Source organism: Achromobacter sp. UMC46 (assembly GCF_014170335.1).
Classification (GTDB): Bacteria; Pseudomonadota; Gammaproteobacteria; order Burkholderiales; family Burkholderiaceae_B; genus Achromobacter.
On record NZ_LZZS01000035.1, the window covers coordinates 178,717 to 202,133 of the forward strand.

Annotated in this window: 19 protein-coding genes and 1 other RNA gene; 18 read left to right on the forward strand and 2 right to left on the reverse strand. The window is 66.1% G+C overall.

Going from position 1 to position 23,417, the window contains the following annotated elements:
- Window positions 1-307: 307 nt before the first annotated feature.
- From ompA to A9973_RS24820, 18 genes are all read left to right on the forward strand, one after another.
- A complete protein-coding gene (ompA, locus tag A9973_RS24735) occupies window positions 308-889 on the forward strand; it encodes an outer membrane protein OmpA (protein WP_006225153.1) in 582 nt (193 codons plus the stop codon).
- A 150-nt stretch (window positions 890-1,039) separates the two neighbouring features.
- The gene (ubiG, locus tag A9973_RS24740; RefSeq protein WP_183016282.1) at window positions 1,040-1,768 is read left to right on the forward strand and encodes a bifunctional 2-polyprenyl-6-hydroxyphenol methylase/3-demethylubiquinol 3-O-methyltransferase UbiG; all 729 of its coding nucleotides are present in this window, start codon (window positions 1,040-1,042) and stop codon (window positions 1,766-1,768) included.
- Window positions 1,765-2,439 carry a phosphoglycolate phosphatase gene (gph, locus tag A9973_RS24745; protein ID WP_183016283.1) on the forward strand — a complete coding sequence of 225 codons (675 nt, stop codon included), beginning with the start codon at window positions 1,765-1,767 and terminating at the stop codon, window positions 2,437-2,439. The genes ubiG and gph overlap by 4 nt, the downstream gene beginning before the upstream one ends.
- 358 nt (window positions 2,440-2,797) lie before the next feature.
- On the forward strand, window positions 2,798-3,973 hold the full coding sequence (locus A9973_RS24750) for an MFS transporter (protein WP_183016284.1): 1,176 nt from the start codon (window positions 2,798-2,800) through the stop codon (window positions 3,971-3,973).
- A gap of 90 nt (window positions 3,974-4,063) precedes the next feature.
- Window positions 4,064-4,453: a transfer-messenger RNA gene (gene ssrA / locus A9973_RS24755) on the forward strand.
- 317 nt (window positions 4,454-4,770) lie between these two features.
- Complete coding sequence (locus A9973_RS24760; RefSeq protein WP_183016285.1) at window positions 4,771-5,970, forward strand: YadA C-terminal domain-containing protein; 1,200 nt, start codon at window positions 4,771-4,773, stop codon at window positions 5,968-5,970.
- An 82-nt stretch (window positions 5,971-6,052) separates the two neighbouring features.
- A complete protein-coding gene (locus tag A9973_RS24765; protein ID WP_183016286.1) occupies window positions 6,053-6,352 on the forward strand; it encodes a hypothetical protein in 300 nt (99 codons plus the stop codon).
- Between the two features lie 380 nt (window positions 6,353-6,732).
- Window positions 6,733-7,893, forward strand: coding sequence for a non-hydrolyzing UDP-N-acetylglucosamine 2-epimerase (wecB, locus tag A9973_RS24770; RefSeq protein WP_183016287.1), 1,161 nt, complete (start codon window positions 6,733-6,735; stop codon window positions 7,891-7,893).
- Window positions 7,894-7,927: 34 nt separating this feature from the next.
- Window positions 7,928-10,144: a cellulose biosynthesis cyclic di-GMP-binding regulatory protein BcsB gene (locus tag A9973_RS24775; RefSeq protein ID WP_255469281.1), complete on the forward strand. Its 2,217-nt coding sequence runs from the start codon at window positions 7,928-7,930 to the stop codon at window positions 10,142-10,144.
- Window positions 10,145-10,156: 12 nt separating this feature from the next.
- Window positions 10,157-11,854 (forward strand): glycosyl transferase family protein, encoded by a 1,698-nt coding sequence (locus tag A9973_RS24780; RefSeq protein WP_183016288.1) that lies wholly within the window; start codon window positions 10,157-10,159, stop codon window positions 11,852-11,854.
- A complete protein-coding gene (locus A9973_RS24785) occupies window positions 11,851-14,616 on the forward strand; it encodes a hypothetical protein (protein ID WP_183016289.1) in 2,766 nt (921 codons plus the stop codon). Before A9973_RS24780 ends, A9973_RS24785 begins: the two co-directional genes overlap by 4 nt.
- 30 nt (window positions 14,617-14,646) lie before the next feature.
- On the forward strand, window positions 14,647-15,627 hold the full coding sequence (locus A9973_RS24790; protein WP_183016290.1) for a twin-arginine translocation pathway signal: 981 nt from the start codon (window positions 14,647-14,649) through the stop codon (window positions 15,625-15,627).
- A gap of 4 nt (window positions 15,628-15,631) precedes the next feature.
- Window positions 15,632-16,726: a cell division protein FtsQ gene (locus A9973_RS24795; RefSeq protein WP_183016291.1), complete on the forward strand. Its 1,095-nt coding sequence runs from the start codon at window positions 15,632-15,634 to the stop codon at window positions 16,724-16,726.
- Window positions 16,727-16,735: 9 nt separating this feature from the next.
- Complete coding sequence (locus A9973_RS24800; RefSeq protein WP_183016292.1) at window positions 16,736-18,316, forward strand: MBOAT family protein; 1,581 nt, start codon at window positions 16,736-16,738, stop codon at window positions 18,314-18,316.
- A 25-nt stretch (window positions 18,317-18,341) separates the two neighbouring features.
- The gene (locus tag A9973_RS24805; RefSeq protein ID WP_169271048.1) at window positions 18,342-18,581 is read left to right on the forward strand and encodes an acyl carrier protein; all 240 of its coding nucleotides are present in this window, start codon (window positions 18,342-18,344) and stop codon (window positions 18,579-18,581) included.
- A gap of 31 nt (window positions 18,582-18,612) precedes the next feature.
- A complete protein-coding gene (locus tag A9973_RS24810) occupies window positions 18,613-20,082 on the forward strand; it encodes an AMP-binding protein (protein WP_183016293.1) in 1,470 nt (489 codons plus the stop codon).
- Between the two features lie 3 nt (window positions 20,083-20,085).
- Window positions 20,086-20,760, forward strand: coding sequence for an alginate O-acetyltransferase AlgF (locus A9973_RS24815; RefSeq protein ID WP_183016294.1), 675 nt, complete (start codon window positions 20,086-20,088; stop codon window positions 20,758-20,760).
- A 9-nt stretch (window positions 20,761-20,769) separates the two neighbouring features.
- On the forward strand, window positions 20,770-21,900 hold the full coding sequence (locus tag A9973_RS24820) for an acyl-CoA dehydrogenase family protein (RefSeq protein WP_183016295.1): 1,131 nt from the start codon (window positions 20,770-20,772) through the stop codon (window positions 21,898-21,900).
- Between the two features lie 7 nt (window positions 21,901-21,907).
- On the opposite strand, the gene A9973_RS24825 is transcribed toward A9973_RS24820, so the two are convergent.
- Complete coding sequence (locus A9973_RS24825; protein WP_255469282.1) at window positions 21,908-22,831, reverse strand: DUF4434 domain-containing protein; 924 nt, start codon at window positions 22,829-22,831, stop codon at window positions 21,908-21,910.
- A gap of 86 nt (window positions 22,832-22,917) precedes the next feature.
- Window positions 22,918-23,331: a YidB family protein gene (locus tag A9973_RS24830; protein ID WP_183016296.1), complete on the reverse strand. Its 414-nt coding sequence runs from the start codon at window positions 23,329-23,331 to the stop codon at window positions 22,918-22,920.
- Window positions 23,332-23,417: the final 86 nt, after the last annotated feature.

The following is a 23,417-nucleotide window of genomic DNA, read 5'->3' on the forward strand; positions in this document are numbered from 1 at the left end:
AGCGGCCTCTGCGTGCCGCCATCCGAATGCCGCGGCCGGCTGTCGGGCCGCGCCCAATGGCCTTGTTGTCAAAAACCAACATGGAAAACCGATGGAGCGCCGAAAACGTCGTATCCAGCGTTAATGCGCCTGTCCAGGGAAGCCAAAGCCCCCCAAATGCCTTAAGATTGTTTCCAGCACGCAGGAAACCCAGTAGCTATTCCTTTGAACCAGCTCTTGGCGTTGCTATACTGGCCCCGTTTTCCTGATATGCGGCGGGGGTTCGCTGCGAGTCACTTATCCAGCTTCAAGCTCAACGAGGAGAAACATGAACAAACCCTCCAAATTCGCTCTGGCGCTCGCCTTCGCCGCCGTCACGGCCTCTGGTGTAGCTTCCGCGCAAACCGTGGACAACTGGCGCAACCCGTTCGGTAACGTTTGGAAAAACGGTACGAACGAACTGTGCTGGCGCGATGCTTTCTGGACCCCTGCCACCGGTATCCCCGGTTGCGACGGTGTCCCGGTTGCACAACAGAAGGCGAAGCCGGCCCCGATGGCGGCAAAGGTCGTGTTCAATGCTGACACGTTCTTCGACTTCGACAAGTCGACCCTGAAGCCCGAAGGCCGTCAGCTGCTGGATCAAGTCGCCCAGCAAGCTCGCGGTATCGAGCTGGAAACCATCATTGCTGTTGGCCACACCGACTCCATCGGTACTGACGCCTACAACCAGAAGCTGTCCGAGCGCCGCGCCGCTTCGGTCAAGACCTACCTGGTCAGCAAGGGTATCGACCCCAACCGTATCTATACGGAAGGCAAGGGCGAGTCGAACCCGATCGCTTCCAACAAGACGAAAGAGGGCCGCGCCCAAAACCGTCGCGTTGAAATCGAAATCGTGGGTAGCCGCAAGTAATTGCCGGACTAGCTACAATAAAGGGCCTCGCATAGCGAGGCCCTTTTTTTCGTCCGTCTTGCACCAATACGGTGCAATGGCGTGTTTCCTCCCCGCCTTTGCGCGACGGCCCCCTCTCTATATATAGCGTCGCTTTTCGCTGGACCGCCCATGACCACGCAAATTCACGACTCCGCCCGCCCCGCCGTCAACGCCGACCAGGCCGAACTGGACAAGTTCAGCGCCCTGGCCAGCCGCTGGTGGGACCCCGAAAGCGAGTTCAAGCCTCTGCACGCCATCAATCCGCTGCGGCTGGAGTGGATTCAGGAGTCCGCCGGCAGCCTCGCCGGCAAAAAAGTGCTGGATGTCGGGTGCGGCGGCGGCATCCTGTCGGAAGCGATGGCCCGCGGCGGCGCGGATGTCACCGGCATCGACCTGGCCGACAAGTCGCTGAAGGTCGCCCGCCTGCACGGCCTGGAATCGGGCGTGAAGGTCGAATACCGCAACGTGCCGGTGGAAGAACTGGCCGCGGAACAGCCCGGCCAGTACGACGTGGTCACCTGCATGGAAATGCTGGAACACGTGCCGGACCCGGCGTCGATCGTGCGCGCCTGCTCGACGCTCGTCAAACCGGGCGGCTGGGTGTTCTTTTCGACGCTGAACCGTAACGCCAAGGCATTCCTGTTCGCGATCGTCGGCGCGGAATACGTCCTGCGCCTGTTGCCGCGCGGCACCCACAGCTACGACCAGTTCATCAAGCCCAGCGAACTGTCGGCGGCGGCTCGCGCCGCGAGCCTCGAGCCGATCAGCATGCGCGGCATGGATTACAACCCGATCACCCAGATCTACACGCTGTCGGCCGACACCTCGGTCAACTATCTGATGGCTACCCGTAAATGAGCGCCCTGATCCTGTTCGACTTCGACGGCACCCTGGCCGACACCGCCCCCGACCTGGCCGCCGCCGCCAACAAGCAGCGCACCCGTCGCGGCCTGGAACCCCTGCCCTACGAAACCCTGCGCCCCGTGGCGTCGCAAGGCGCGCGCGGGCTGTTGCGCGTGGCACTGGACTTGAAGGCCGGCGACCCGGACTACGAACCCACGCGTTTGCAGTTCCTGGAAGACTACGCGGCCAGCTCGACCGTGCACAGCAAGCTGTTTCCCGGCATCGAAGCATTGCTGGCGGACATCCGCCGCCGCGGCCTGTCCTGGGGCATCGTCACCAACAAGGTCACCTACCTGACCCTGCCGATCGTCGAATTCCTGGACCTGACGCGCGACAGCGCCGTGCTGGTCTGCGGCGACACGACCGCTCACGCCAAACCGCATCCCCTGCCGTTGCAGCATGCGGCGCGCGAAGCCGGTTTTGCCGTGGACCGCTGCGTCTATGTGGGCGACGACCTGCGCGACATCCAGGCCGCGCATGCCGCGGGCATGCCCGCCGTGGCGGCCGCCTACGGCTATGTGGGCGAAGAAGACAACATCAGCACCTGGGAAGCCGAAACCTGCGCGAACACCCCCGCGGAACTCTGGTCCGCGATCCAGCCGCTGCTGCCCAGCGACCTGCGCTGACGCAGCGGGCGCAGCGGGCCACCGTCGGCCCGCCCGCCTTCCGGCATGGGTTTTCCTACCGTTTTTCGTGCCGATTAGTTGGCCTGATCGAATAATTTATCCGGAACCCGGCCCTTTATCCGGAATCCAAAGTCCCTTAAAGTGTCACTCATGCAAGGCATTCGGGTGCCTCCCGATTGCCCTTCCGGCTGACGCCGGGGTTGCGGCAGTTCCCATCCGCAACCACAACCCATCGCGCCGACGGCATTCTGCCGCCGCGCAGCGCCCGGCTTCTTGCCGCCGCGCCCCTTAGACCTTTCAGTACCTATAACGCCCTGCCCCGCGCGCCGCCTGACGGCATCGCGCCAGAGGAATGCCTATGCTTTTGCCCATCCTGCTACTTTCCGCCGCCGGCTTCACGATCCTGACCACCGAATTCCTGATCGTCGGCCTGCTGCCCGGGCTGGCCCGCGACTTGAATGTCACGGTGTCCCAGGCCGGCCTGCTGGTCTCGCTGTTCGCCTTCACGGTGGCGGCAACCGGCCCCCTGTTGACCGCACTGATGGCCAACGTCGAACGCAAACGCCTGTTCATCGGCGTACTGCTGCTGTTCGGCGTGTCCAACGCCGTGGCGGCGGTGGCCCCGAACATCTGGGTCATGGCCGTGGCCCGCTTCGTGCCCGCCCTGGCCCTGCCCGTGTTCTGGTCGCTGGCCAGCGCCACCGCCGTGGAACTGGTCGGGCCGGCGCGCGCCGGCCGCGCCATCTCGATGGTGGCCTTCGGCATCGTGGCCGCCACCGTGTTCGGCATCCCGATCGGCGTGCTGATCTCCGACGCCTTCGGCTGGCGCGCGGCCTTCTGGGTGTTGTCGGGCGTCGCCTTCGCCAAGGCGCTGCTCTTGCTGCTGGCATTCCCCAGCACCCGCATCCGCGCCGACAGCGTCAAACTGGTCACGCAACTGCGCATCCTGCGCAACCCGGTCGTGCTGGGCCACGTGGTGCTGTCGCTGCTGGTGTTCACCGGCATGTTCACGGCCTACACCTATCTGGCGGACATGCTGGAACGGCTGGCCGGATTCAACGGGCAGATCGTCGGCTGGACCATGATGGCCTTCGGCGGCGTGGGCCTGATCGGCAACACGCTGGGTGGCCGCATGGTGGACCGCAGCCCGCTGGGCGCGACCGCGCTGTTCTCGTCGATGATGGCGGCGGGCCTGGCATTCGTGGCGCCCGCGATGCAATCGCACGGCCTGCTGGCGGTGGCGCTGGGCATCTGGGGCATCGCGCAGGCCGCGCTGTTCATCGTGTGCCATGTGCGCCTGATGAAAGCGGCACCCGAAGCGCCGGCCTTCGCCGCGTCGCTGAACATCTCGGGCGCCAACATCGGCATCGGGCTGGGCGCGGTGGTCGGCGGCCATGTGATCGACCATTACGGCCTGGCCACGCTGGGTTGGGCGGCCTCGGTCATCGTGGCGGTTTCCGTCGCCCTGGCCTTCGCGCTGATGGCGGCGTCGCGCCCGCGCCAGGCGAAAGCCGAGTGCGCCAACGCCGTCTAGCCGGCGCGTGTATCCCCCGCGCCACGCTTGCAAAAGCGGGCGTGGACAACGCAGCAGGCTATTGCGTTTACCAGTACAATAGAAGTTCTTGGGGCCGATCCGGATTCGACGTGGGTCGCGAAACAACTCAGGGCATGCCGAGCACCAGTTCGCTCGTTAAACCACTGGAAACACTACAAACGCCAACGACGAGCGTTTCGCTCTCGCCGCTTAAGCGGTGAGCCGCTGCACTGATCTGTCCTTGGGTCAGGTGGAGGAAGGCAACTTCCTAGGGGGGTAACCCTCGAACCACAGCAGCGACATTCACAAGGAATCGGTCTGCGCTGGGGTCACACGGCTCAGATTTAAATTACGTGAATCGCTTTGGTCCGGCCTGTCGGTTGGCTAAGTCCAAAGTTAAAACTAAATAAATCGACTACGCATGTAGAACTGATTGCAGAGGGCTTGCGGACGGGGGTTCAATTCCCCCCGGCTCCACCAAACACTCCAGTGCTATCAAGCACTTAAAAAAGGCCAACCCTAAAAGTTGGCCTTTTTTTTCGGGCGAATTTGATTGGCCCACTTAGCGGAAGCGACGCGCGTCGCGGCATGGGCAAGACGTCAGGGTGGGAAATTTCTACAGCCCGAAAGGGCGATTTCCCAATCCCGCCAATACGCCGAAGAGAGATCCTAATCACATCGGGGCACGAAGCGAAAGCCAAGGCCCCTATCGTGAAAGAAGACCGTTCGACGCTCGGCAATCAAATCCAACCGCACCGCACTCGATCTGATTTCACTCCATACCTCTGGAGTTAATCATGCGCTTTCTTACCCATTCCGCCCCCTCTTCGCACACTGGCCTGCGCGCGTTCCACGAGCGCCGTCCCCATTTCAAAGTCGCAGCGTTGCTCGTCCCCCTGGCATTGGCTCTGTCGGCGACGACTGTCATGGCCCAACAGACCATCGGTTGCGTCAGCAGGCCCGATGCCAGCGCGTTGCTGCAGCTGGGTTGCCCGACCACCCCGACGGATAAAGGCCTCCTGAACGCAAAAGTCCAGCTGTCGTCCGACGACGTATTCGGCTTGGCCGGCAATACCATGACGCCGGGGATGACCGTCTACAACACCGCCACCACGGAAGGTCCGAACGGCGTTCGTCCGGGCCTGTATACCTGGGACGGCACGCGCTGGCTTTCGAACACCGCAGGCGAATACGTCTGGGTGAACTCGACGGCAACCGGCAACTCCACGGCTGCCAATTCCGGTGCGAAGGGTGCGAATTCGGTGGCGGTGGGAGGCAATGCCCTGGCCACCGGTTCCAGTGCGATCGCCATTGGGCCGCAGTCGGCTGCCCTGGGCGACGAATCCGTTGCAATGGGTATGAACGCCGCAGCAAACGCCTCGGGGGGAGTCGCCATCGGCAGCGGCGCGACCGTGCAACAAGCCGGCGGTGTCGCGATCGGCGCCGGTTCGGTCTCGAACACCGCAGCCGGCGTCGCCGGCTACGTTCCCACCGGCGCGACGTCTGCGCAGACGGCTTCGATTCAGGCCACGACGAGCACGCAGGCAGCGGTTTCGGTAGGAAATGCCGCATCCGGACAGTATCGCCAAATCTCGGGCGTCGCGGCCGGGACGGCCGATAGCGATGCCGTCAACGTGTCGCAGTTGAAGGCGGTCGGCGGTGACTCCCGCCAGTACACCGACGAGCAGGTCGACAAAGTCGGCGGCGAAAGCCGCCAGTACACGGATCACCAGATCAGCGCCGTGCGCGGCGACTTGTCGCAGTTGAAGGGCGGCGCGTACTCGGGCGTGGCCGCAGCGACGGCTTTGACCATGATTCCCGATGTGGACCTGGGCCGCACGGTTTCGGTCGGTTTTGGCACGGCTTACTACAAGGGGTACCAGGCGCTGGCGATTGGCGGCACGGTCCGCTTGATGCAGAACCTGAAAGCCCGTGCCGGCGCCGGCATCAGTTCCGGGAACACCACCTTCGGCGTCGGCGCGTCGTATCAGTGGTGACAGGGCGGGGCCGCCACCGGCCCTGCCGCAGTCACCGCCCGACTCGCAAAGCTCCCCTTACCTACTTGAATTCGAGAACATCATGAAATCCATTTTTATCTCCGTTGCGATAGCCCTTTCGGTCGCCCTTGCCGGGTGCGCCTCGTCGGGACCCCGCCATAACACGGATGTCATAACCCTGGCCGATGGCGAGCTCGCCTATCGCGTGCAATGCCAGGGGCTGTTGGAAGATGGCGCGGTCTGCCAGGAACACGCCAAACAGATTTGTGCAGACCGTCCGATCACATTGATCTCGACCCTCGGCCACGTTGACAAAACGTATCAACCCGAACAGAGGGCCCGCGAAATCACGATCCGATGCGGCGCTTCCAGCGCTTCCTGAATCGAAGACGCGAATGGAAAGCCCTAGCGAATGTTGCTAGGGCTTTTTGCTTTTTGCTTTTTGCCTTTTTTCTCGATGCGTATCGACGCGCCTGGCGCGCCGCCCACTGCGCCGCTTGTGCCCCGCATCAACTGCTAACCATTGCTTTGCATTCCTTGACGCCGCTCGGCGCTTTGGGCAATGGTGCACGGCGTATCGTTGGACCGGTGCAGTCCTCTGCTTGCGATATCTGCCGCGGCACTTGGACGGGCGGCCCGTCTATTACCGGATATGTCCCCAACATTATTCAGGGTCGAAATAATCCGTCACATATTACCAATGCTTTCAAGACATAATAAACGCAAGGAAATGCCACCAGCGTCTGTGAGGTCACTCTTGCGATGAAAGTCCTTTCCATATTCGGCACGCGCCCCGAGGCCATCAAGATGGCCCCGCTTGTCGCCGCGCTCCAACAGGAGCCGGAAATCCAGAGCGTGGTTTGCCTGACTGGTCAGCATCGGGAGATGCTGGATCAGGTCTTGGCCCTGTTCGACCTGCGCGCCCAGCACGACCTGGACATCATGGTCCCCAACCAGACCCTGAACGGGCTGTACGCGCGGCTGATCAGCCGGGTGGACAGCGTGCTGGAGGCCGAGGCGCCCGATTGCGTCCTGGTGCATGGCGACACCAGCACCGCATCGGCCTGCGCCCTGGCGTCGTTCCACCGCCGCGTTCGCATCGGCCACGTCGAGGCCGGTTTACGCACCGGCAACCTGGCCATGCCGTTCCCCGAAGAAATGAACCGCCGCGTGGTCGACGCCGTCGGCGACTGGCTGTTCGCGCCTACGGCGGAGTCGCGCGGCAATCTGCTGCGCGAAAACCTGGCCGGCCGCATCACCGTCACCGGCAACACCGTCATCGACGCACTGGCGATGACCTGCGCCAAACTGGATCCGCAAGGCCCGTTGGCGCGCCAACTGGAAACCCGCCATGACTGGCTGGATCCGTCCCGCCGGCTGCTGCTGGTGACCGGACACCGGCGCGAGAGCTTTGGCGGCGGTTTCAAGAGCATCTGCGCGGCGCTGGCCGAACTGGCCCGCCGCGACGACCTGCAGATCGTCTATCCCGTGCACTTGAATCCGCAAGTCCGCAATGTGGTGATGACGGAGTTGGCCGGCCTGTCGCATGTGCACCTGATCGATCCCCTGGATTACCTGGACTTCGTCTGGTTCATGCAGCGTTCTTACCTGATCCTGACCGATTCCGGCGGGGTTCAGGAAGAAGCCCCGTACCTGGGCAAACCGGTGCTGGTCATGCGCGACGTGACCGAGCGCCCGGAAGCCGTGCGCGCGGGAACGGTGGCGCTGGTCGGCACCGACACGCGGCGCATCGTGACCGAAGTCACCCGCCTGCTGGACGACCCCGACCTTCATGCGTCTTTCTCGCGACGCATCAATCCTTATGGCGACGGCCAAGCCAGCCAACGCATCGTGGACGCCTTGTGCGGACGCGCCGTATCGGAATTCGATCCCTACGGAACCGCGGCCGCCCCTTCCGCCTGACGCCCTCGCGACGTATTCCCTGCCCGGAGCCCCCATGCACCACCCCGCCCTGACCACCCCCGTTATCCGCAGGCTTTGCCGCGCCCTGATGGCCGCCGGCATGCTGCTTCCCCTTGCCACGATGGCCAGCCCCGTGGGCGACGCCTTGCGGCGCCTGCAAAGCGACGACTGGGTGACGCGCACCACCACGCTGCAAGACCTGGGCATCACGGAGCCGGTCGTCCTGAGCAATAGCGAGGCGCGGCAGGACTTCTACCTGCCCGTGCCGCGCGGTGTGCCCATTTCGGACGCCACGCTGAACTTCGACGCGAAATACACGAAGGGCGAGCCGGGGCGCACGAGCATGGTGCTGTGGGTGGACGGCGTGCCGCAAACCGCGCAGCGGATCGCCGACGGCGACGGGTCCCTGACCCGCAACCTGACCGTAGAGCCGCGCAGCCGCGAAACCGGCTTCCTGCGGCTGGGCGTGGACTGGCAATCGGAAATCGCGCTGCGCCATTGCGAAAGCAACCGCGACACGGCCAATGCGCTGACGATCTCGCCGCAGACCCGCTTGAGCTACCGCTATGACGCGTCGGCCATCGGCAACCTGGATGACGCGTGGGGCACCTTGCCCGGAAAACCCGTGCTGATGGTGCCCGCCGCCAAACTGGACGCGCAGGCCTTCGACAGCGCCTGGCGCATTGGCGTGGCGATGGAGCGCACGGGAAAGCGCGTGGCGGTCAAGGCGTTCCCCTCGGTCGGCGACGAGGTCGACACGCGCGGCCTGCAGGCGCCCGCCGGCCTTGCGCAGATCCCCGCGTTCGCCGCGCTGGCGGACAATGCGAAGCACAAGCTGGCCAGCCCGGCCGAAATCGGCGCGCTGCTGGTCCTGGGCGCCCCCGCCGTCAGCGGCGATGTGGTGATCGTCGACGCGTCGCTGCGTGCGCGCTACAACGCGGCGCTGGACGCCTTGCAGGCGCAGTTGGCCTCGGACGCCGACGCCGCCGACGCGTTCAAGGCCTGGCGTCAGCAGCGCATGCCGCTGGCCGGCGCCGACCTGCCTTCCAAGGATATCCGGCTGCTGTCGCTGGGCCGCCAAGCCGTGATCGCGGTGGCGGCCGATGCCGGCGCGCAGGGCGCGGGCGCGTTCGATGCGGCATGGCGCCGCATCCTGGTCACCCGCCAGGTCAACGTGAAGACCGCCACGCCGCCCCAGACGTTCGAGGACGGCGGCTTGCGCCTGACGACGTTGGGCGGTTCGCCGGACAGCTTCGACGTGGTCGACCGCGGCGACTGGAACACGACCTTCCCGCTGGCTTCTGTGTCTTCCGACGGCCAGATGCCGGACGAGCTGATCATGGACCTTGCCGCGGCGCCGGGCGCGTCGACGACGCGGCCCGTGGCGTCGGTGTTCTGGAACGGCATCCTGCTGGCCGCCAAGCAACTGGACGCCGACGGCCGGCCCGAGCGCCTGACCGCGCGCGTGCCGGGCTATGCGCTGGGCGTCACCAATGCCGTGCGCGTCACGTTCCAGCGCCAGCCGGTGTCGGTGGACTGCAACGAGATCCCCCAGGGCTACCCCGTGAACGTGCTGCCGACCAGCTACGTGAAGCCGGGCAAGGCGCAGCCCGACGGCACGTTCGTGGGGCTGCTGCCGCTATTGGCCGGCAGCCCGCAGTTGATCATTCCGGACAGCTACCTGGCCGATGCGCCCGACAACATCAAGCGCGTGATCGGCATCGCGTCCGCCAGCGGCATGTCCGCGACGCGCGCGGAATTGACGGTGGCGCCTGCGGGCCAGGCGGTCAAGCCGGCCCGGCCGTTCCTGGCGATGGAAGTCACGGTGGACGGGGCCAAGCCCCTGGTCCAGGTGACCGACCGCAAGCAATTGAAGGTGGACGGCAAGAACGCGACCTGGCTGGACCTCTCCGGCCTGGACCACTTGAGCACCGCGGAAGTCGTCCGCGGCGGGGGCCAGGACGGCTTGCTGTGGCACACGCTGGGCCAGCATCCGGGCATGCTTGATGCGCCTTTCGTGCTGAACCGCGGCAACGTCGCCATCATCGGCGCCACGGGCCCCGTGGCCTGGATCGATAGCGCCAACCCCGACGCCAGCCACCCGCCGGGCGCAGGCGAAAGCGCCTTCTTCGAATGGCGCCGCTATATCTCGTGGAGCGTGCCCGCCATCAGCATCAGCATGCTGATCCTGATTCTTATCCTGATCGTCGCCCTGCGCGTGAACCGCAGGAAGAGCAAGGAAAACAAGTAACCCGGAAGCGCCATGTCCTCGCTTTACTGGCCCTACTTCATCGCGGACTACTACCGCGGGCTGGAAGTCGTGACCGCCATCGTGGGCGTGGTCATCCTGCTGTCGAGCCTGGATGACCTGTTCATCGACGCCTGGTTCTGGCTGCGCGAACTGAAACGCTCGCTGACGGTCAAGCGCCGCTACACCCCGCTGTCCGCTGAGCAGCTGCGCGCCAAGGAAGAGCAGCCGCTGGCGATCATGGTGCCCGCGTGGCTGGAGTACGACGTGATCTCGTCGATGCTCGAGACCATGGTGTCGACGCTGGAATACAAGAACTACATGATCTTCGCCGGCACTTACCAGAACGACCAGCGGACGATCGACGAAGTGGAACGCATGCGCCGGCGCTACCGGCAACTGGTCCGCGTGGAGGTGCCGCACGACGGGCCCACCTGCAAGGCCGACTGCCTGAACTGGATCGTGCAGGCCATCTTCGCGCAAGACGAGAAGCAACCGGTGCCCTTCGCCGGCGTCATCCTGCATGACAGCGAAGACGTGCTGCACCCGCTGGAACTCAAGTACTACAACTATCTGCTGCCGCGCATCGACTTCATCCAGTTGCCCGTGACGTCGCTGGAACGCCATTGGTACGAACTGGTCGCCGGCACCTACATGGACGAATTCGCGGAATGGCACACCAAAGACCTGGTGGTGCGCGAAAGCCTGTCCAAGATGGTGCCGTCCGCCGGCGTGGGCACCTGCTTTTCGCGCCATGCGCTGGTGGAGTTGGCCGCCGAAACCAATAACCAGCCTTTCAACACGGACACGCTGACCGAAGACTACGACATCGGCGCGCGGCTGGCCCAGCGCGGCATGAAGCAGATTTTCGGCAAGTTTCGCGTGGAATACGTGACGCGGCGCCGGTCGTGGTTCGGGCTTGGGCCTGAAAAGATCTCGACCATCAGGATGCCGCTGGGCGTGCGCGAATACTTTCCCAATACGTTCCGCACCGCCTACCGGCAGAAGGCGCGCTGGACCTTGGGTATCGGCCTGCAAGGCTGGCAGCAGGTGGGCTGGACGGGATCGCTGGCCACCAAATACCTGCTGTTCCGCGACCGCAAGGGGCTGGTCACTTCGTTCATCGCCATCCTGGCGTATTTGCTGCTGGCCAACTTCTTCCTGTTTTTCCTGGCGGACAAGTTTGGCTGGTGGACGGTGTATTACCCGTCTTACTTCCGGCCCGGCGGGTGGCTGGTGACGCTGATGTGGATCAACGCAGTGGCCCTGCTGCTGCGCGTGGTGCAGCGGGCCTACTTCGTGGGCCACATGTATGGCTGGGAACATGCCTTGCTGTCGATCCCGCGGATGATCGTGGGCAACTTCATCAATGCGATGGCGGCGGCGCGGGCCTGGCGACTGTTCATCATGCATCTGATCACGGGCAAGCGCCTGGCCTGGGACAAGACCATGCATGACTTCCCCAGCACCGACCAGCTGTCGCAGCAGCGCAAGCGGCTGGGCGAACTGCTGCTGTCCTGGCAGGCCATCGACCAGGACACGCTGTCGCGCGCGCTTGAAATCCAGGCGCGCGAGAAAAAGCCATTGGGCAAGATCCTGATGGAGCAAGGCTGGCTGGACGAGCGCACGCTCAACGAGGCCATCGATTTCCAACAAGCGGGACAGGAGGCGCCGCCGCCCCCGCACGTAGAAGACAAACCCGCGACGACATGACTCCGTTGACCCGTTCGCTCATCTTGTCCGCCGCGCTGGCATGCGTGTGGGCCGCCGCGCCCGCCACGGCCCAGAGCCAGAACCCGCCCCGGCCCCCGGCCAAGGCGGAAGCACCGCTGGAAGGCGCCGCGTGGCAGTTTGCCGATGAAGGCTACAAGAACTACGACGCGGGCAAGTATGAACTTGCCCAGCGGCAGGCGGAATCCGCCATCGCCCTGCGTCCGGACGTGGAACGGCTGCGCTTGCTGCTGATCTATTCGCTGCAGAAGCAAGGCAAGCTGAAAGAGGCCGACCAGGCCGCCGCCGACGCCATCAAGAACGGCCTGGATACGCCCGCGTTGCGGCAGGCGCGCGCCAACCTCAAGCCGCAGGCCGCCCCCCGGCCGGCCGGCAAAGCCACCGCCGGCGCGGCTGGCGCACCGGCCACGACGTCCGCCTACCGCCGCGGCTTTCCCATCGCCACGCGTGCCTACGCCGATTACAACCGTGCCGACTACCCGGCGGCCGCGCGCGGCGCCGAACAGGCGTTCCGCATCGATCCGAAGCAAGGCGCCTGGGCCATGCTGTGGCTGGACGCGCTGGAAGCCCAGGGCAAGTATGAAGACGCCGACGCCGCTGCCGCCCGAGCGATTGCGCTGGGCGCGCCGAACAAGAACGACTTGACCGCGCGCCAGCAGACGATGAAGCGGCGCATGGCGATCAAGCCGGCCGAAGCGGGTTATCAGGCCCTGATCGCCAACCGTCCGGGCGACGCCGTGCCGCTGGCGCGCCAGGCCGTCGCGCTGGCGCCCGATACCGCCAGCCATCGCCTGCTGCTCGTCAGCGCGCTGATGCTGGACAACCAGTTGCAGGCCGCCGAAGACGCCGCGACGGACGCGATGAAGCAGGACGACGAAAACACCGTGGCGCTGGTCATGCGCGCCTATCTGCGCCAGCGCCAGGGCAAGACCGATCTGGCCAACGCCGACTTCGACGCGGCCCTCAAGCAGGACTGGCTGGACGATGACCAGCGCCGCAACATCCGGTTGATCGCCGCCGACGCGTCGCTGGCCGCAGGCGAGAATGCGCGCGCACTGGCTTTGATGCAGCCGCTGGGCGCCAAGGACGACGCGGCGGACGCCCGCGTCAAGCGCGCACGGTCGCGCCCGGCAGTGCCCGCCACGCTGACCTTGGCCAACTATCCCGCCCCCGTGCAGGATTGCCGCGACACGCCCTACGGCACGTCGTGTGAACTGCTGCCCTCGGACGCCGCCGGCAGCGGCGGCCCCGCCTCGCTGGCCTACGCCGCCTATGCGCGCGAAGACTATCAGGAAGCCATCGCCCAGGCCCGCCAGGCGGTCGCGCAAGACCCCGCCAACAAAGAGCTTCAGCGCCTCTTGACCACCACGCTGGCCGCCGGCGACCGCGCGCAATTGGCGGAAGCCAACCAGCGCATGAGTGAAGCACTGGCGGCCCAGCCCGACGACCCCACGCTGCTGATGCAGCGCGGTTATCTGCATCAGCGCATGAAACAACCCAAGCTGGCGCTGCAGGATTTCCAGGCGGCGCGCGCCACCGGCAAAGCCCCCCCCACCGTCATCCTGGACGAGGGCTACGCGCTATCGGGCGTCGGCGACAAGCGCGGCGCGGTCGGCAAGCTGAAGGAAGCCATCGACGAAGCCGATGCTGGCAGGCTGGAACTGACGCCGCAGCAGCGCTTCGACACCCGCAACGGCATCGCGGGACTGGACCGCGAATGGGGCGGCTATTTTTCCGCCGGCTATCGCGGCGCCCGGCCCGCTTCGGCCGGACTGGGCGGCGCGGCCGTCACCGTGCCGGGCGACGCCGTCTTCAGCACCGCCGAGATCTTCTGGCGGCCTTCGGATTTCCTGAATTCGTCCACCCAGGTCTTCGAACTGTACGGCCGCCTGTCCAATACGCTGTACGACAAGGGCGGCAAGACCTCGAGCCAGACGGTGTCCGACCCGTGCGGCGGCAGCGTCGACATCAATGAAACCAGCAACCAGGGGCTGGCCGGCTTCCCCACGACGATCGGCTCGCTGGGGATGCGCTTCACGCCGTCCACCGAGGTCGGCCTGACGTTCGGCCTGGAACGCCAGTTCAACCTGGGCTCGGCGACCCGGCGCGGGACCTTCAGCCCGGACCCGTCGGCGTTGCGCTGCGCGCTCAACCAGGACAACCAGACCGCCCACTATGAAACCAACGCCGGCAGCGGCGGCTGGCTGGCCTATGTGACTTACGGGCTGTATGAAGGCACCACACTGCGCATCGACCGGCCCGACTGGTTCACGATGGAAGGCTACGTGCAGGCCGGCTATTCCTGGCAGGACATGCCCGCCAAGTTCTGGCTGCGCGACAATGCGACCGGCGTGGACGGCGAGAAGTCATCGGGCAGGCTGAAGCGTGACCAGGCCTTCGGCGCCGGCGAACTGCGCGTGGGCCGCAGCTACCGCATGGACGCCATCAGCGACCGCCTCGTGTTCTTCCCGTATGCCGTGATCGGCGCCGACTGGCTGTCGAACCGCAACCGCGTATCGGGCCTGGACATCAACGGCACCGATTCCTATAACCTGCTGGGCAACGGTTCGTCCTGGTCGATGGGCGCCGGCCCCGGCTTCAACGTCCGTTACTGGTTCCGCGAAGACCATTACAACGCGCCGCGGTCCTATCTGGACTGGACGACGCAGTACCGTTTCAACATCGGCGGCGGGGCGGCTGACCGGGCCCGGGGCCTGTTCATCAACCTGACCCTGTCGTACTGACGACGCGCATCGAACAAGGAGTCCGTCCTCATGCAAACCCTTTTCCCCTTCTCCCGCCGCCTGGCGCTTGGCCTGTCCGCCGCGCTGCTGGCCGTTGCCGCCCACGCGCAGGAAGGCTCGTCCCTCGTCATCCAGGGCAAGGACAACTGGCTGTTCCCCGGTTGGGGCAGCCTGACGCAAGTCGACATGCGCGGCATCGACGCCTCGACCCAGCTGGTGCGCGAAACCCGCGACGCATTGGCCGCCAAGGGCATCCAGCTGGAAGTGCTGGTGCTGCCGGACAAGACGCTGTTCTATCAGGACAAGCTGCCCGACGGCAAATCGCTGAGCGCCGACGTGAAGAAGCGCTATCAGACCATCCAGGACAAGCTGAAGCAGGCCGGCGTGTCGACCTTCGACGACGAAGCCGTACTGAAGCGCGTGAAGGACAGCGGCAAGGACGTCTTCTACCGCACCGACCAGCACTGGACGCAGGCCGCGGCCGACGCCACCGCCGAAGCGCTGGCGCAGCAAATCAAGCAAGACGTGAAGACGCTGGCCGGCAAACCCGGCACCGGCATGCCGCTGGGCAGCGTGGTCAACGAGCGCCGCTATGGCGATCTGGCCGAACTGTTCCTGACGCCGGACCAGCGCAAGCAGGCCGGCCGCGAGACCTACACCGTGCGCCGCCAGGCCGAAAACCAGAGCCTGCTGGACGATGCGCCGGCCCCCGTGCACGTGACCGGCCACAGCATGGTGCAGCCGTATTTCGGTTTTCCGCAGAAGCTGTCCAACGTGCTGGACCGGCCGGTCTCCGTCAATTGGAAGCCCGGCAACGTCGGCCAGTGGATCATGCTGTTGGAGTACCTGGAGTCGCCCGCGTTCAAGCAGAACAAGCCGCAGGTGCTGGTCTGGCAGATGTTCGAGCCGACCTATGCGCAAGGGCCGGATGCGAAGGGCTTGTGGGACAACGCGTCCATCATGGGCGCCGACACCTGGCGCAGCCGCATGAAGGCCGCCATTGGCAAGTAGCGCCGTGGAACCCTCTGACAAAGCCGCCGCGCCCAGCCACCGGCTGAGTGCCTTCGTGGTCGCGTTGCTGCTGGCGGTCGGCCTGGGCTGGGGCGCCTGGTGCCTGGTCGACGCCAAGATCAGCCCGGCCGAGGTGTCGCCGGCCGCGTGGGCCGACGGATCGGCGGGCAGCGTGCTGAACAAGGCCATGCATATGCCCAGGCAGGCGGAAGTGGACACCTGGAACGCCTCGGTGCGCTACCGCGTGCTGGGCGACCTGGGCGACCAGGTCGCGATGGGCTGCCCGCAATGGCTGTTCTACCGCGACGGCTTGCGCCAGCAACCGGGCGTCCATGTTTTCAATGAACGCCTGCGCCTGATGCGGCACTGGGTGGAGGAACTGCGCCAGCAGCAGGTGCAGGTGCTGGTCGTCGCCGTGCCCGACAAATCCCGCGTCGAAGCCGACCGGCTCTGCGGCCTGCCGGTATCCCTGCCGATGCGCCAGACGCTGGACGCATGGCAGGACGCCCTGCGCGTGCAGGGCGTGCCCTTCGTGGACCTGCGCGACGCGCTGAAGGCCGCGCCCGCCCCCCGTTTCTTCCGCACCGACGTGCACATGAACGCGCAGGGTGCGGAAGCCGCCGCGCAGCGCGTAGCCGAAGCGGCCTTGCCGCTGCTGCAAGGACCCGGCGCGCAAGCGTTCAAGACCGACGCGCCCGTGCCCGCCGCGCCGCGGATGGGCGACCTGATCGTGCTGGCGGGGCTGGAGCATGCCCGGCCTGGCTGGCGGCCCGAGCTGGAAGTCGTCTCGGAACAGAAGATAGAACCGGTGCGCGCCGGCGGGCTGCTGGACGAGGCGCCGCCCGTGGAGGTGCTGCTGGCGGGCACCTCCAACGGCCGCCGCAGCCAGTTCGCGGAACGGCTGGGCATCGGCCTGGGCCGCGAAGTCTGGAACATGAGCCTGGACGGCGGGCAGTTCTCGGGGGCGTTGCAAATCGCGCTCAAGCAGCGCGGCCAATGGCCAAAGAGCCTGAAGCTGCTGATCTGGGAGTTCTCGGAAAACGCGTTGTCCCTGCCGCTGACCCCGGACGAAAAGGCCGTGCTGGCCCGCCTGCCTTAGCGAACCAAGATGCTATTCAACTCTTACCTGTTCCTGCTGATCTTCCTGCCCGTCACGCTGGCCATCTATTACGCGCTGGGGCCGCTGAACGTGCGCCTGGCGGCATTGTGGCTGTGCCTGACCTCGCTCGTCTTCTACGGCTGGTGGAACCCGCAGTTCGTCGTGCTTTTGGCCGGCTCCATCGCATTCAACTACGTGATCAGCCAGTTGATCCTGCGCAACACCGGACGCCCCAAGCTGCAAGGGCTGATCGTCGGGCTGGGCGTAGGCGCCGACCTGGTGCTGCTGTTCCACTACAAGTACTTCGCGACGCTGCTGAACTTCCTGACCGACCTGGGCGTGACCAGCACGACGATGGACGACATCATCCTGCCCCTGGGAATTTCGTTCTTCACGTTCACGCAGATCGGCTACCTGCTGGATTGCAAGGCGGGCGTGGTGAAGGAACGCAGCCTGCTCAGCTACGTGCTGTTCGTCACGTTCTTTCCGCACCTGATCGCCGGCCCCATCCTGCATCACAAAGAAATGATGCCGCAGTTCGCGCAACCCGGGAACTACCGGTTCAAGGCGGAAAACCTGTCGGTCGGCGCCATGCTGTTCGTGATCGGGTTGGCCAAGAAGGTGCTGCTGGCCGATGGCATCGCGCCCTATGCGGACGCCGGTTTCGCCGCGCCCGGCGAATTGATGTTCTGGGGTTCGTGGGGCGCCAGTGTCTGCTATGCGCTGCAGCTGTACTTCGATTTTTCGGGCTATTCGGACATGGCGCTGGGCCTGGCCAAGATGTTCGGCATCCGCTTCCCGCTGAACTTCAATTCGCCCTACAAGGCCAGCAGCATCATCGACTTCTGGGCGCGCTGGCATATGACGCTGACCCGCTACATCACCGCCTACCTGTACTACCCCGTGGCGATGGCGGTGTCGAAATGGCGCACGGACCGCAACCTGCCGGTGGGGTCTGCGGGCATCAGAACGCCGGGCGGATTCGTCAGCAGCATCGTGTTCCCGACGCTGTTCACAATGACGCTGGCGGGCGTGTGGCACGGCGCGGGCCTGCAGTTCATCGTCTTCGGGCTGCTGCACGCCATGTACCTGTCGGTGAACCACGCCTGGCGGATTTTCGTGGTGGGCCGCAAGCCGGCCGCCGCGCGCAAGGTGGGCGGCGTCAAGCGCGCGCTGTGCATCCTGCTGACCTTCGTGGCGGTGCTTGTGGCGCAGGCGTTCTTCCGCGCCCACGGCGTGGGCGACGCGATGCTGCTGATGCAGGGCATGGTGGGCATGCGCGGCATGGAATCGCTGGACCTGTCCGCGCATGTGGCCGGCCTGGCCTGGGGCGACGCCTGGCGCGTCATCGTGGGCCATCACCTGCAACTGGCCTATGCGGTCGTGCTGCTGGGCATCGCCTGGTTCACGCCCAATGCACACCAGATCCTGGGCCGCTATTCGCCCGCGCTCTTCAAGACGCAGGAAGCGCCCCGCGCCTTCATGCGGTGGCGTCCCAACGCGGCCTGGCTAGCGGTGATGCTGGCGCTGCTGTTCCTTTGCCTGGTAAACCTGCATAAGGAAACCCGGTTCCTCTATTTCCAATTCTGACCGCGACGCGGTCCTGGAGCATCCTATGGACATCAAGACGATCGAGGCCAAAGTCTCGGACATCATCGAAGGCATCATCCTGACCAAGGTGGATCCCGACACCCTGCTGATCGACTCCGGCCTGGTGGATTCGCTGGCCGCGGTGGACCTGGCGCTGGCCGTGGAACGCGAGTTCGGCTGCAAGATCCCCCCGACCGAGATCGACGTGCATCTGGAATCGGTGCACACGCTTGCCGCATTCATCGCGGAGAACGCCCGCGCTTGACGCGCACGCGAGCAGCCAGGGGGACGGGACGATGCGTTTCGATTTCAACACCTTTGATTTTGCCGACACGGCCGCGGGCGCCGATGCCGTCGCGGTCGTTGACGCGCAAGGCGCCACGACATGGGGCGAGTTGAAGGCCGCCACCGAGGCCTGGGAAGCGGCTGCGCGCCGGGCCGGCGCCACGGCGGGCGTGCCGCTTGAAGTCTCCGGCCACAAGGAGACCGCGTTCCTGGTCGCCATCCTGGGGTGCCTGCGGCTGGGCGTGCCTTTCGTGCCGGTGGACGTCATCAACCCGCCCGAGCGCATCGCGCGCATCGGCGAGCTGGTGCGCGCCGGCCTGCGCTACGACGCGCAAGGCCGCGCCTTCCTGCCGGGCTGCGAGGCGCCCGCGCCGCTGGCCGAAGCGGGGCTGGCCTACATCATGTTCACGTCGGGCAGCACGGGCGATCCCAAGGGCGTGCAGATCGGGCGGGAAAGCGTCACGCTCTTTGCCGGCTGGATCCGGGACTGCCTGGGCCTGGGCCCCGCGCCGGCGTTCATGGACCAGATGCTGTTCAGCTTCGACTTCTCGCTGTTCAACTGGGTGGGCGCGCTGGAACTGGGCGGCGCCTGCGTGCTGTGTCCGCGCGAGACCATCGCCGAACGCGACGCCTTCATCCGGTATCTGGCCGACACGCGCGTCAGCGTCTGGGCCTCGACGCCGTCGTTCGTGCGGCAGCAGTTGTTCAACCCCGACTTCGATCACGCCCATCTGCCAGACCTGCGCGTCTTCGTCTTCGGCGCGGAATCGTTGACGCCGCCCATGGCCGAAGCCCTGTGGCAGCGCTTTCCGCACGTGCGCATCATCAATTCCTACGGGCCGACGGAAGCCACCTGCTCCACGACCTGGGTCGAGATCGATCCGGCCTTGCGCGCCGCCGCGCCCAACCCCTTCCCCATCGGCCGCGCCAAACCGTATGCGGACGTCTTCATCGAAAACGGCGAAATCAGCATCGCGGGTGACCACGTCATGCGCGGCTACCTGAATCGCCCGGACCTGAACGCTTCGCGCATGTTCACGCGCGACGGCAAGCGCGGATATCGCAGCGGCGACCTGGGCGAGATCGATGCGCAAGGCCTGGTCACCTTCCGCGGCCGCGTCGACGACCAGATCAAGCTGCACGGCTACCGCATCGAGCTCGCCGAGATCGACGCGGCCATCGCCACACTGCCGGGCGCGCGCGCAGGCGCCACCGTCGCCCTGCGCCGCCCCGATGGCGCCATCGTCCGGCTGATCGGCTTTGTCGAACCGGCGGTCGCGGGCCCCGACGGCTTGCAGCCGCTGCCGCCAGCGCTGCAAGATTGGAAAGCCGTGCTGGGCCGCCGCCTGCCGCCCTACATGATCCCGTCGGAACTGGTCGCCTGCCACCGCTTCCCCACGACCAGCACGGACAAGGCGGACCGCAAGCAGCTGCAGGAGCTGTATCTGGACGCCCGCCTCAGCAAAAAACCGGAGTCCTGAACCATGCCCATCCCTTTTCGCAATGCGGCCCTTGCCTTGGCGCTGGCCGCTATCGCCGGCAGTGCCGCGGCCGAAGGCGCCTTCGCGCAGCTCTACGCGGCCCGTCCGCCGGCCGGCTCCTCGTTCGTGCGCCTGGTGAACCCGGACGCCGCGCCGTTGCGCGTGCAGATCGCCGGCGGGCCGGCGCAGGAGCCCGGCGCGGCCAAGCCCGCCACCACCTATGCCATCGTCAAAGGCAACCAGCCCTTCACCGTGCTGGTCGACGGCAAGCCCGCGGCAAGCCTGCAGGTGGCCCCCGACACCTTCACCACGCTGATTCCCCGGCGCACGGACGGCAAACTGACGTTCGCCGTCATCGACGACAGCAATGGCGCGCAGGACGCGCTGAAGGCGGAACTGCGTTTCTACAACCTGGCGGCCGACTGCCCCACCGGCCAGTTGGGCGTCAGCCCGTCCGGGCCGGCGCTATTCCAGGACGTGAAGCCGGGCGCGTCCGCCGCGCGCGCCATCAACCCCGTCAGCGCCACGTTGGCGGCAGGTTGCGGCGCCGCCGCCTCGCCCACGCTGCCCCTGCCGGCGTTGCAGCCCGGCGACCACTACAGCCTGTTCCTGACCGGGACCGTGGCCGCGCCGGTGTTGCGCGGTCAGGTCAGCGCCACGGACCCCTACCGCCGCTAAGGAGACGACATGCGCCGCGTTTTCCGCGATGACCACGAACTGTTCCGCGACCAGGTCCGGCGCTTTGTCGCCAACGAGATCGCGCCCCACTACGCCGAATGGGAAAAGGCCGGCGTCACGCCGCGCTCGCTCTGGTTGCGCGCGGGCGAAGAAGGCCTGCTCAATTGCGCCCTGCCGGACCCCTACGGCCTGGGCGGCGACTTCGGCCATTCCGCCGTCGTGATCGAAGAGCTGGCCCATGCCAATTTCCTGGGCATCGGCTTTTCGATCCACTCCGACATGGTGTCGCCCTATCTGCTGAACTTCGGCACCGATGCGCAAAAAGAGCGCTGGCTGCCCCCAATGACGCGCGGCGAAACGATCGGCGCCATCGCCCTGACCGAACCCGGCGCCGGCAGCGACCTGAAGGCCATCCGCACGCGGGCGCGCCGCAACGGCGACCACTACGTGCTGAACGGCCAGAAGACCTTCATCACCAACGGCGTCAATGCCGGCCTGGCCATCGTGCTGGCCAGCACCGACCTTGACCTGGGCGCGCGCGGCCTGTCGCTGTTCTGCGTCGAGGAAAACCTGCCGGGCTACACCAAGGGCGCGGCGCTGGACAAGATCGGCCAGCACAGCCAGGACACGTGCGAACTGTATTTCGACGACGTCCGCGTGCCGGCCGATTGCCTGCTGGGCCAGGAAAACGCCGCCTTCGAATACATGACCCGAGAGCTGGCCCGCGAACGGCTGGCGATCGCCTTGCGCGCGGCCGCCTCGGTCGAAGGCATGCTGGACGAAGCCGCGCAATACACGCGCGACCGCAAGGTCTTCAGCCGCCGCGTGATCGACTATCAGAACACCCGCTTCAAGCTGGCCAACGCGCGCGCGCAGACCACGATGCTGCGCGTGTTCCTGGACGACTGCCTGACGCGCCAGATGGAAGGCGAGCTGGACGCCACGACGGCCGCCATCGCCAAGCTCAACGCCACCGAAATCCAGGGCCGCGTGCTGGACGACCTGCTGCAGATGTATGGCGGCTATGGCTACATGGCGGAATACGGCATCGGCCGCGCCTGGGTCGACGCCCGCGCCCTGCGCATTTTCGGCGGCACCAGCGAAGTCATGCTGGAGATCATCGGCCGCAGTTTCAACTGACGCGCGCTCAGACGCGCGCCGCCAGCCACGCGCGCATCAGCGCGCGCGCCTCGGGCGTGTCGTCGATGACCCACGGGTCCATCGCGAACGCCACGACCCGCTTGGCCCCATAGCCGCGGGCCACTTCCCATTGCGATTTCACCCGGCCGAAATCGGCCGAACGCGCTTTGAAGGTAGACCCGTCGGTGCTGCCTGACGGCAATTCCTCGAACAGCTCCATGATCAGGTCGAACGAGGCCTGTCGCGCCAGCAGCATGTCGTGCAGCGGTTCCAACGCCTGATAGTTCGCCAGGCCGGCCACGCCCACGCCGTCCTGGATCATCGGGTGGATGCGCACTTGGTCAAGGATGCCGCGCCACAGCTTCATCAGCGACCCGTCGCCGGGCAGGCGGCTGTGATAGGTCGAAATGCAGGGCACGCCCCGGCTGGTGGCCTGCGCCGTGCGCGAGAACGCGTCCAGCCACGGGATCAGTTGCGCCTGGCGCTCGGCAGACGCCCAGTTGTACTGTTCAAGCTCATACGGCAGATACCAGCCGCGAAACGCGCGGCGCTTGGACCACGGGGCCGTTTCCATATAGGCCACGCCGCGCGTGCGGGTCTGGTCCAGGTAGCCCGTGAACGCCGCTTTGTCCGTGCCGGCCAGCACGTCCCACCAGCGCTGATCGTAGGGCAGGCCGACGTGCACTCCCAGCCCTTGGCGTTCGGCTTCATCGAAGATGCGGCGCAGCACGGCATCGGGCACCATCCAGTCGTCCGGACGTCCACCCTCCAGGCCGACCCATTGCAGGAAGACTTCGCGGCAGCCCAGCCGCCGGTAGGCGGACAGCCGCAAGCGCCAGTCTTCGGGGCTCAAGTCCAGATGGCTGCGCCAGAGTTGCAGGAACGTGGCGTTCAGCGATAGCGGGGGCGCACAGGCGGCCAACGGCGCCAAAGCACCCAGCGCCAGCGCCTGAAGCAGGCGCCGGCGGGAGGGGGATGCAAGCAGACGGCGTGTCAGGAGGGTATCCTGCGCCGCCTTCAGCCGCGGTTGCCGAACAGGCCGGACAACGACGCCAGCAGGTCGGTCGGGTTGAATTGCTGGCCCGGCTGCACCGCGCCTTCCGGCGTGGCCTTGTCCACCAGCTGCGGCAGCAGCGAAGACAGGGAGCCCAGCACGGAATCGGTGTCCTGGCCGGTCTTGGCGGCCAGATCATTGACGACGCCGGGGTCCAGCACGGCACCGAGCTGGTCGGGGCTGACGGGCAGGTTCTGCCCCGTGCCCACCCACGACGAGACGATCTCGTTCAAGCCGCCCTGCTGGAAGCTCGCGATCAGGCCGCTCAGGCCGCCCGGGTATTTGTTCAATTGCTCGATCAGCGCGGGCAGCAGCGATGCCGAGCCCCCTTGCTGACCGCCGCCGGCCATCGAGGCCAAGGTATCCAACAGACTCATCGCCATGCTCCTGGAAAGTCGGAAATCCAGTATAGGGCCGCGGCCCACGCAACGCATGTCAGGCCCGTTACCTGAGGCCGGATCTT

Bases quoted from the DNA above. Each gene is read 5' to 3' on its own strand.
- ompA (WP_006225153.1), top strand. From the start codon at position 308: ATGAACAAACCCTCCAAATTCGCTCTGGCGCTCGCCTTCGCCGCCGTC.
- ubiG (WP_183016282.1), top strand. From the start codon at position 1,040: ATGACCACGCAAATTCACGACTCCGCCCGCCCCGCCGTCAACGCCGAC.
- gph (WP_183016283.1), top strand. From the start codon at position 1,765: ATGAGCGCCCTGATCCTGTTCGACTTCGACGGCACCCTGGCCGACACC.
- A9973_RS24750 (WP_183016284.1), top strand. From the start codon at position 2,798: ATGCTTTTGCCCATCCTGCTACTTTCCGCCGCCGGCTTCACGATCCTG.
- A9973_RS24760 (WP_183016285.1), top strand. From the start codon at position 4,771: ATGCGCTTTCTTACCCATTCCGCCCCCTCTTCGCACACTGGCCTGCGC.
- A9973_RS24765 (WP_183016286.1), top strand. From the start codon at position 6,053: ATGAAATCCATTTTTATCTCCGTTGCGATAGCCCTTTCGGTCGCCCTT.
- wecB (WP_183016287.1), top strand. From the start codon at position 6,733: ATGAAAGTCCTTTCCATATTCGGCACGCGCCCCGAGGCCATCAAGATG.
- A9973_RS24775 (WP_255469281.1), top strand. From the start codon at position 7,928: ATGCACCACCCCGCCCTGACCACCCCCGTTATCCGCAGGCTTTGCCGC.
- A9973_RS24780 (WP_183016288.1), top strand. From the start codon at position 10,157: ATGTCCTCGCTTTACTGGCCCTACTTCATCGCGGACTACTACCGCGGG.
- A9973_RS24785 (WP_183016289.1), top strand. From the start codon at position 11,851: ATGACTCCGTTGACCCGTTCGCTCATCTTGTCCGCCGCGCTGGCATGC.
- A9973_RS24790 (WP_183016290.1), top strand. From the start codon at position 14,647: ATGCAAACCCTTTTCCCCTTCTCCCGCCGCCTGGCGCTTGGCCTGTCC.
- A9973_RS24800 (WP_183016292.1), top strand. From the start codon at position 16,736: ATGCTATTCAACTCTTACCTGTTCCTGCTGATCTTCCTGCCCGTCACG.
- A9973_RS24805 (WP_169271048.1), top strand. From the start codon at position 18,342: ATGGACATCAAGACGATCGAGGCCAAAGTCTCGGACATCATCGAAGGC.
- A9973_RS24810 (WP_183016293.1), top strand. From the start codon at position 18,613: ATGCGTTTCGATTTCAACACCTTTGATTTTGCCGACACGGCCGCGGGC.
- A9973_RS24815 (WP_183016294.1), top strand. From the start codon at position 20,086: ATGCCCATCCCTTTTCGCAATGCGGCCCTTGCCTTGGCGCTGGCCGCT.
- A9973_RS24820 (WP_183016295.1), top strand. From the start codon at position 20,770: ATGCGCCGCGTTTTCCGCGATGACCACGAACTGTTCCGCGACCAGGTC.
- A9973_RS24830 (WP_183016296.1), bottom strand. From the start codon at position 23,331: ATGAGTCTGTTGGATACCTTGGCCTCGATGGCCGGCGGCGGTCAGCAA.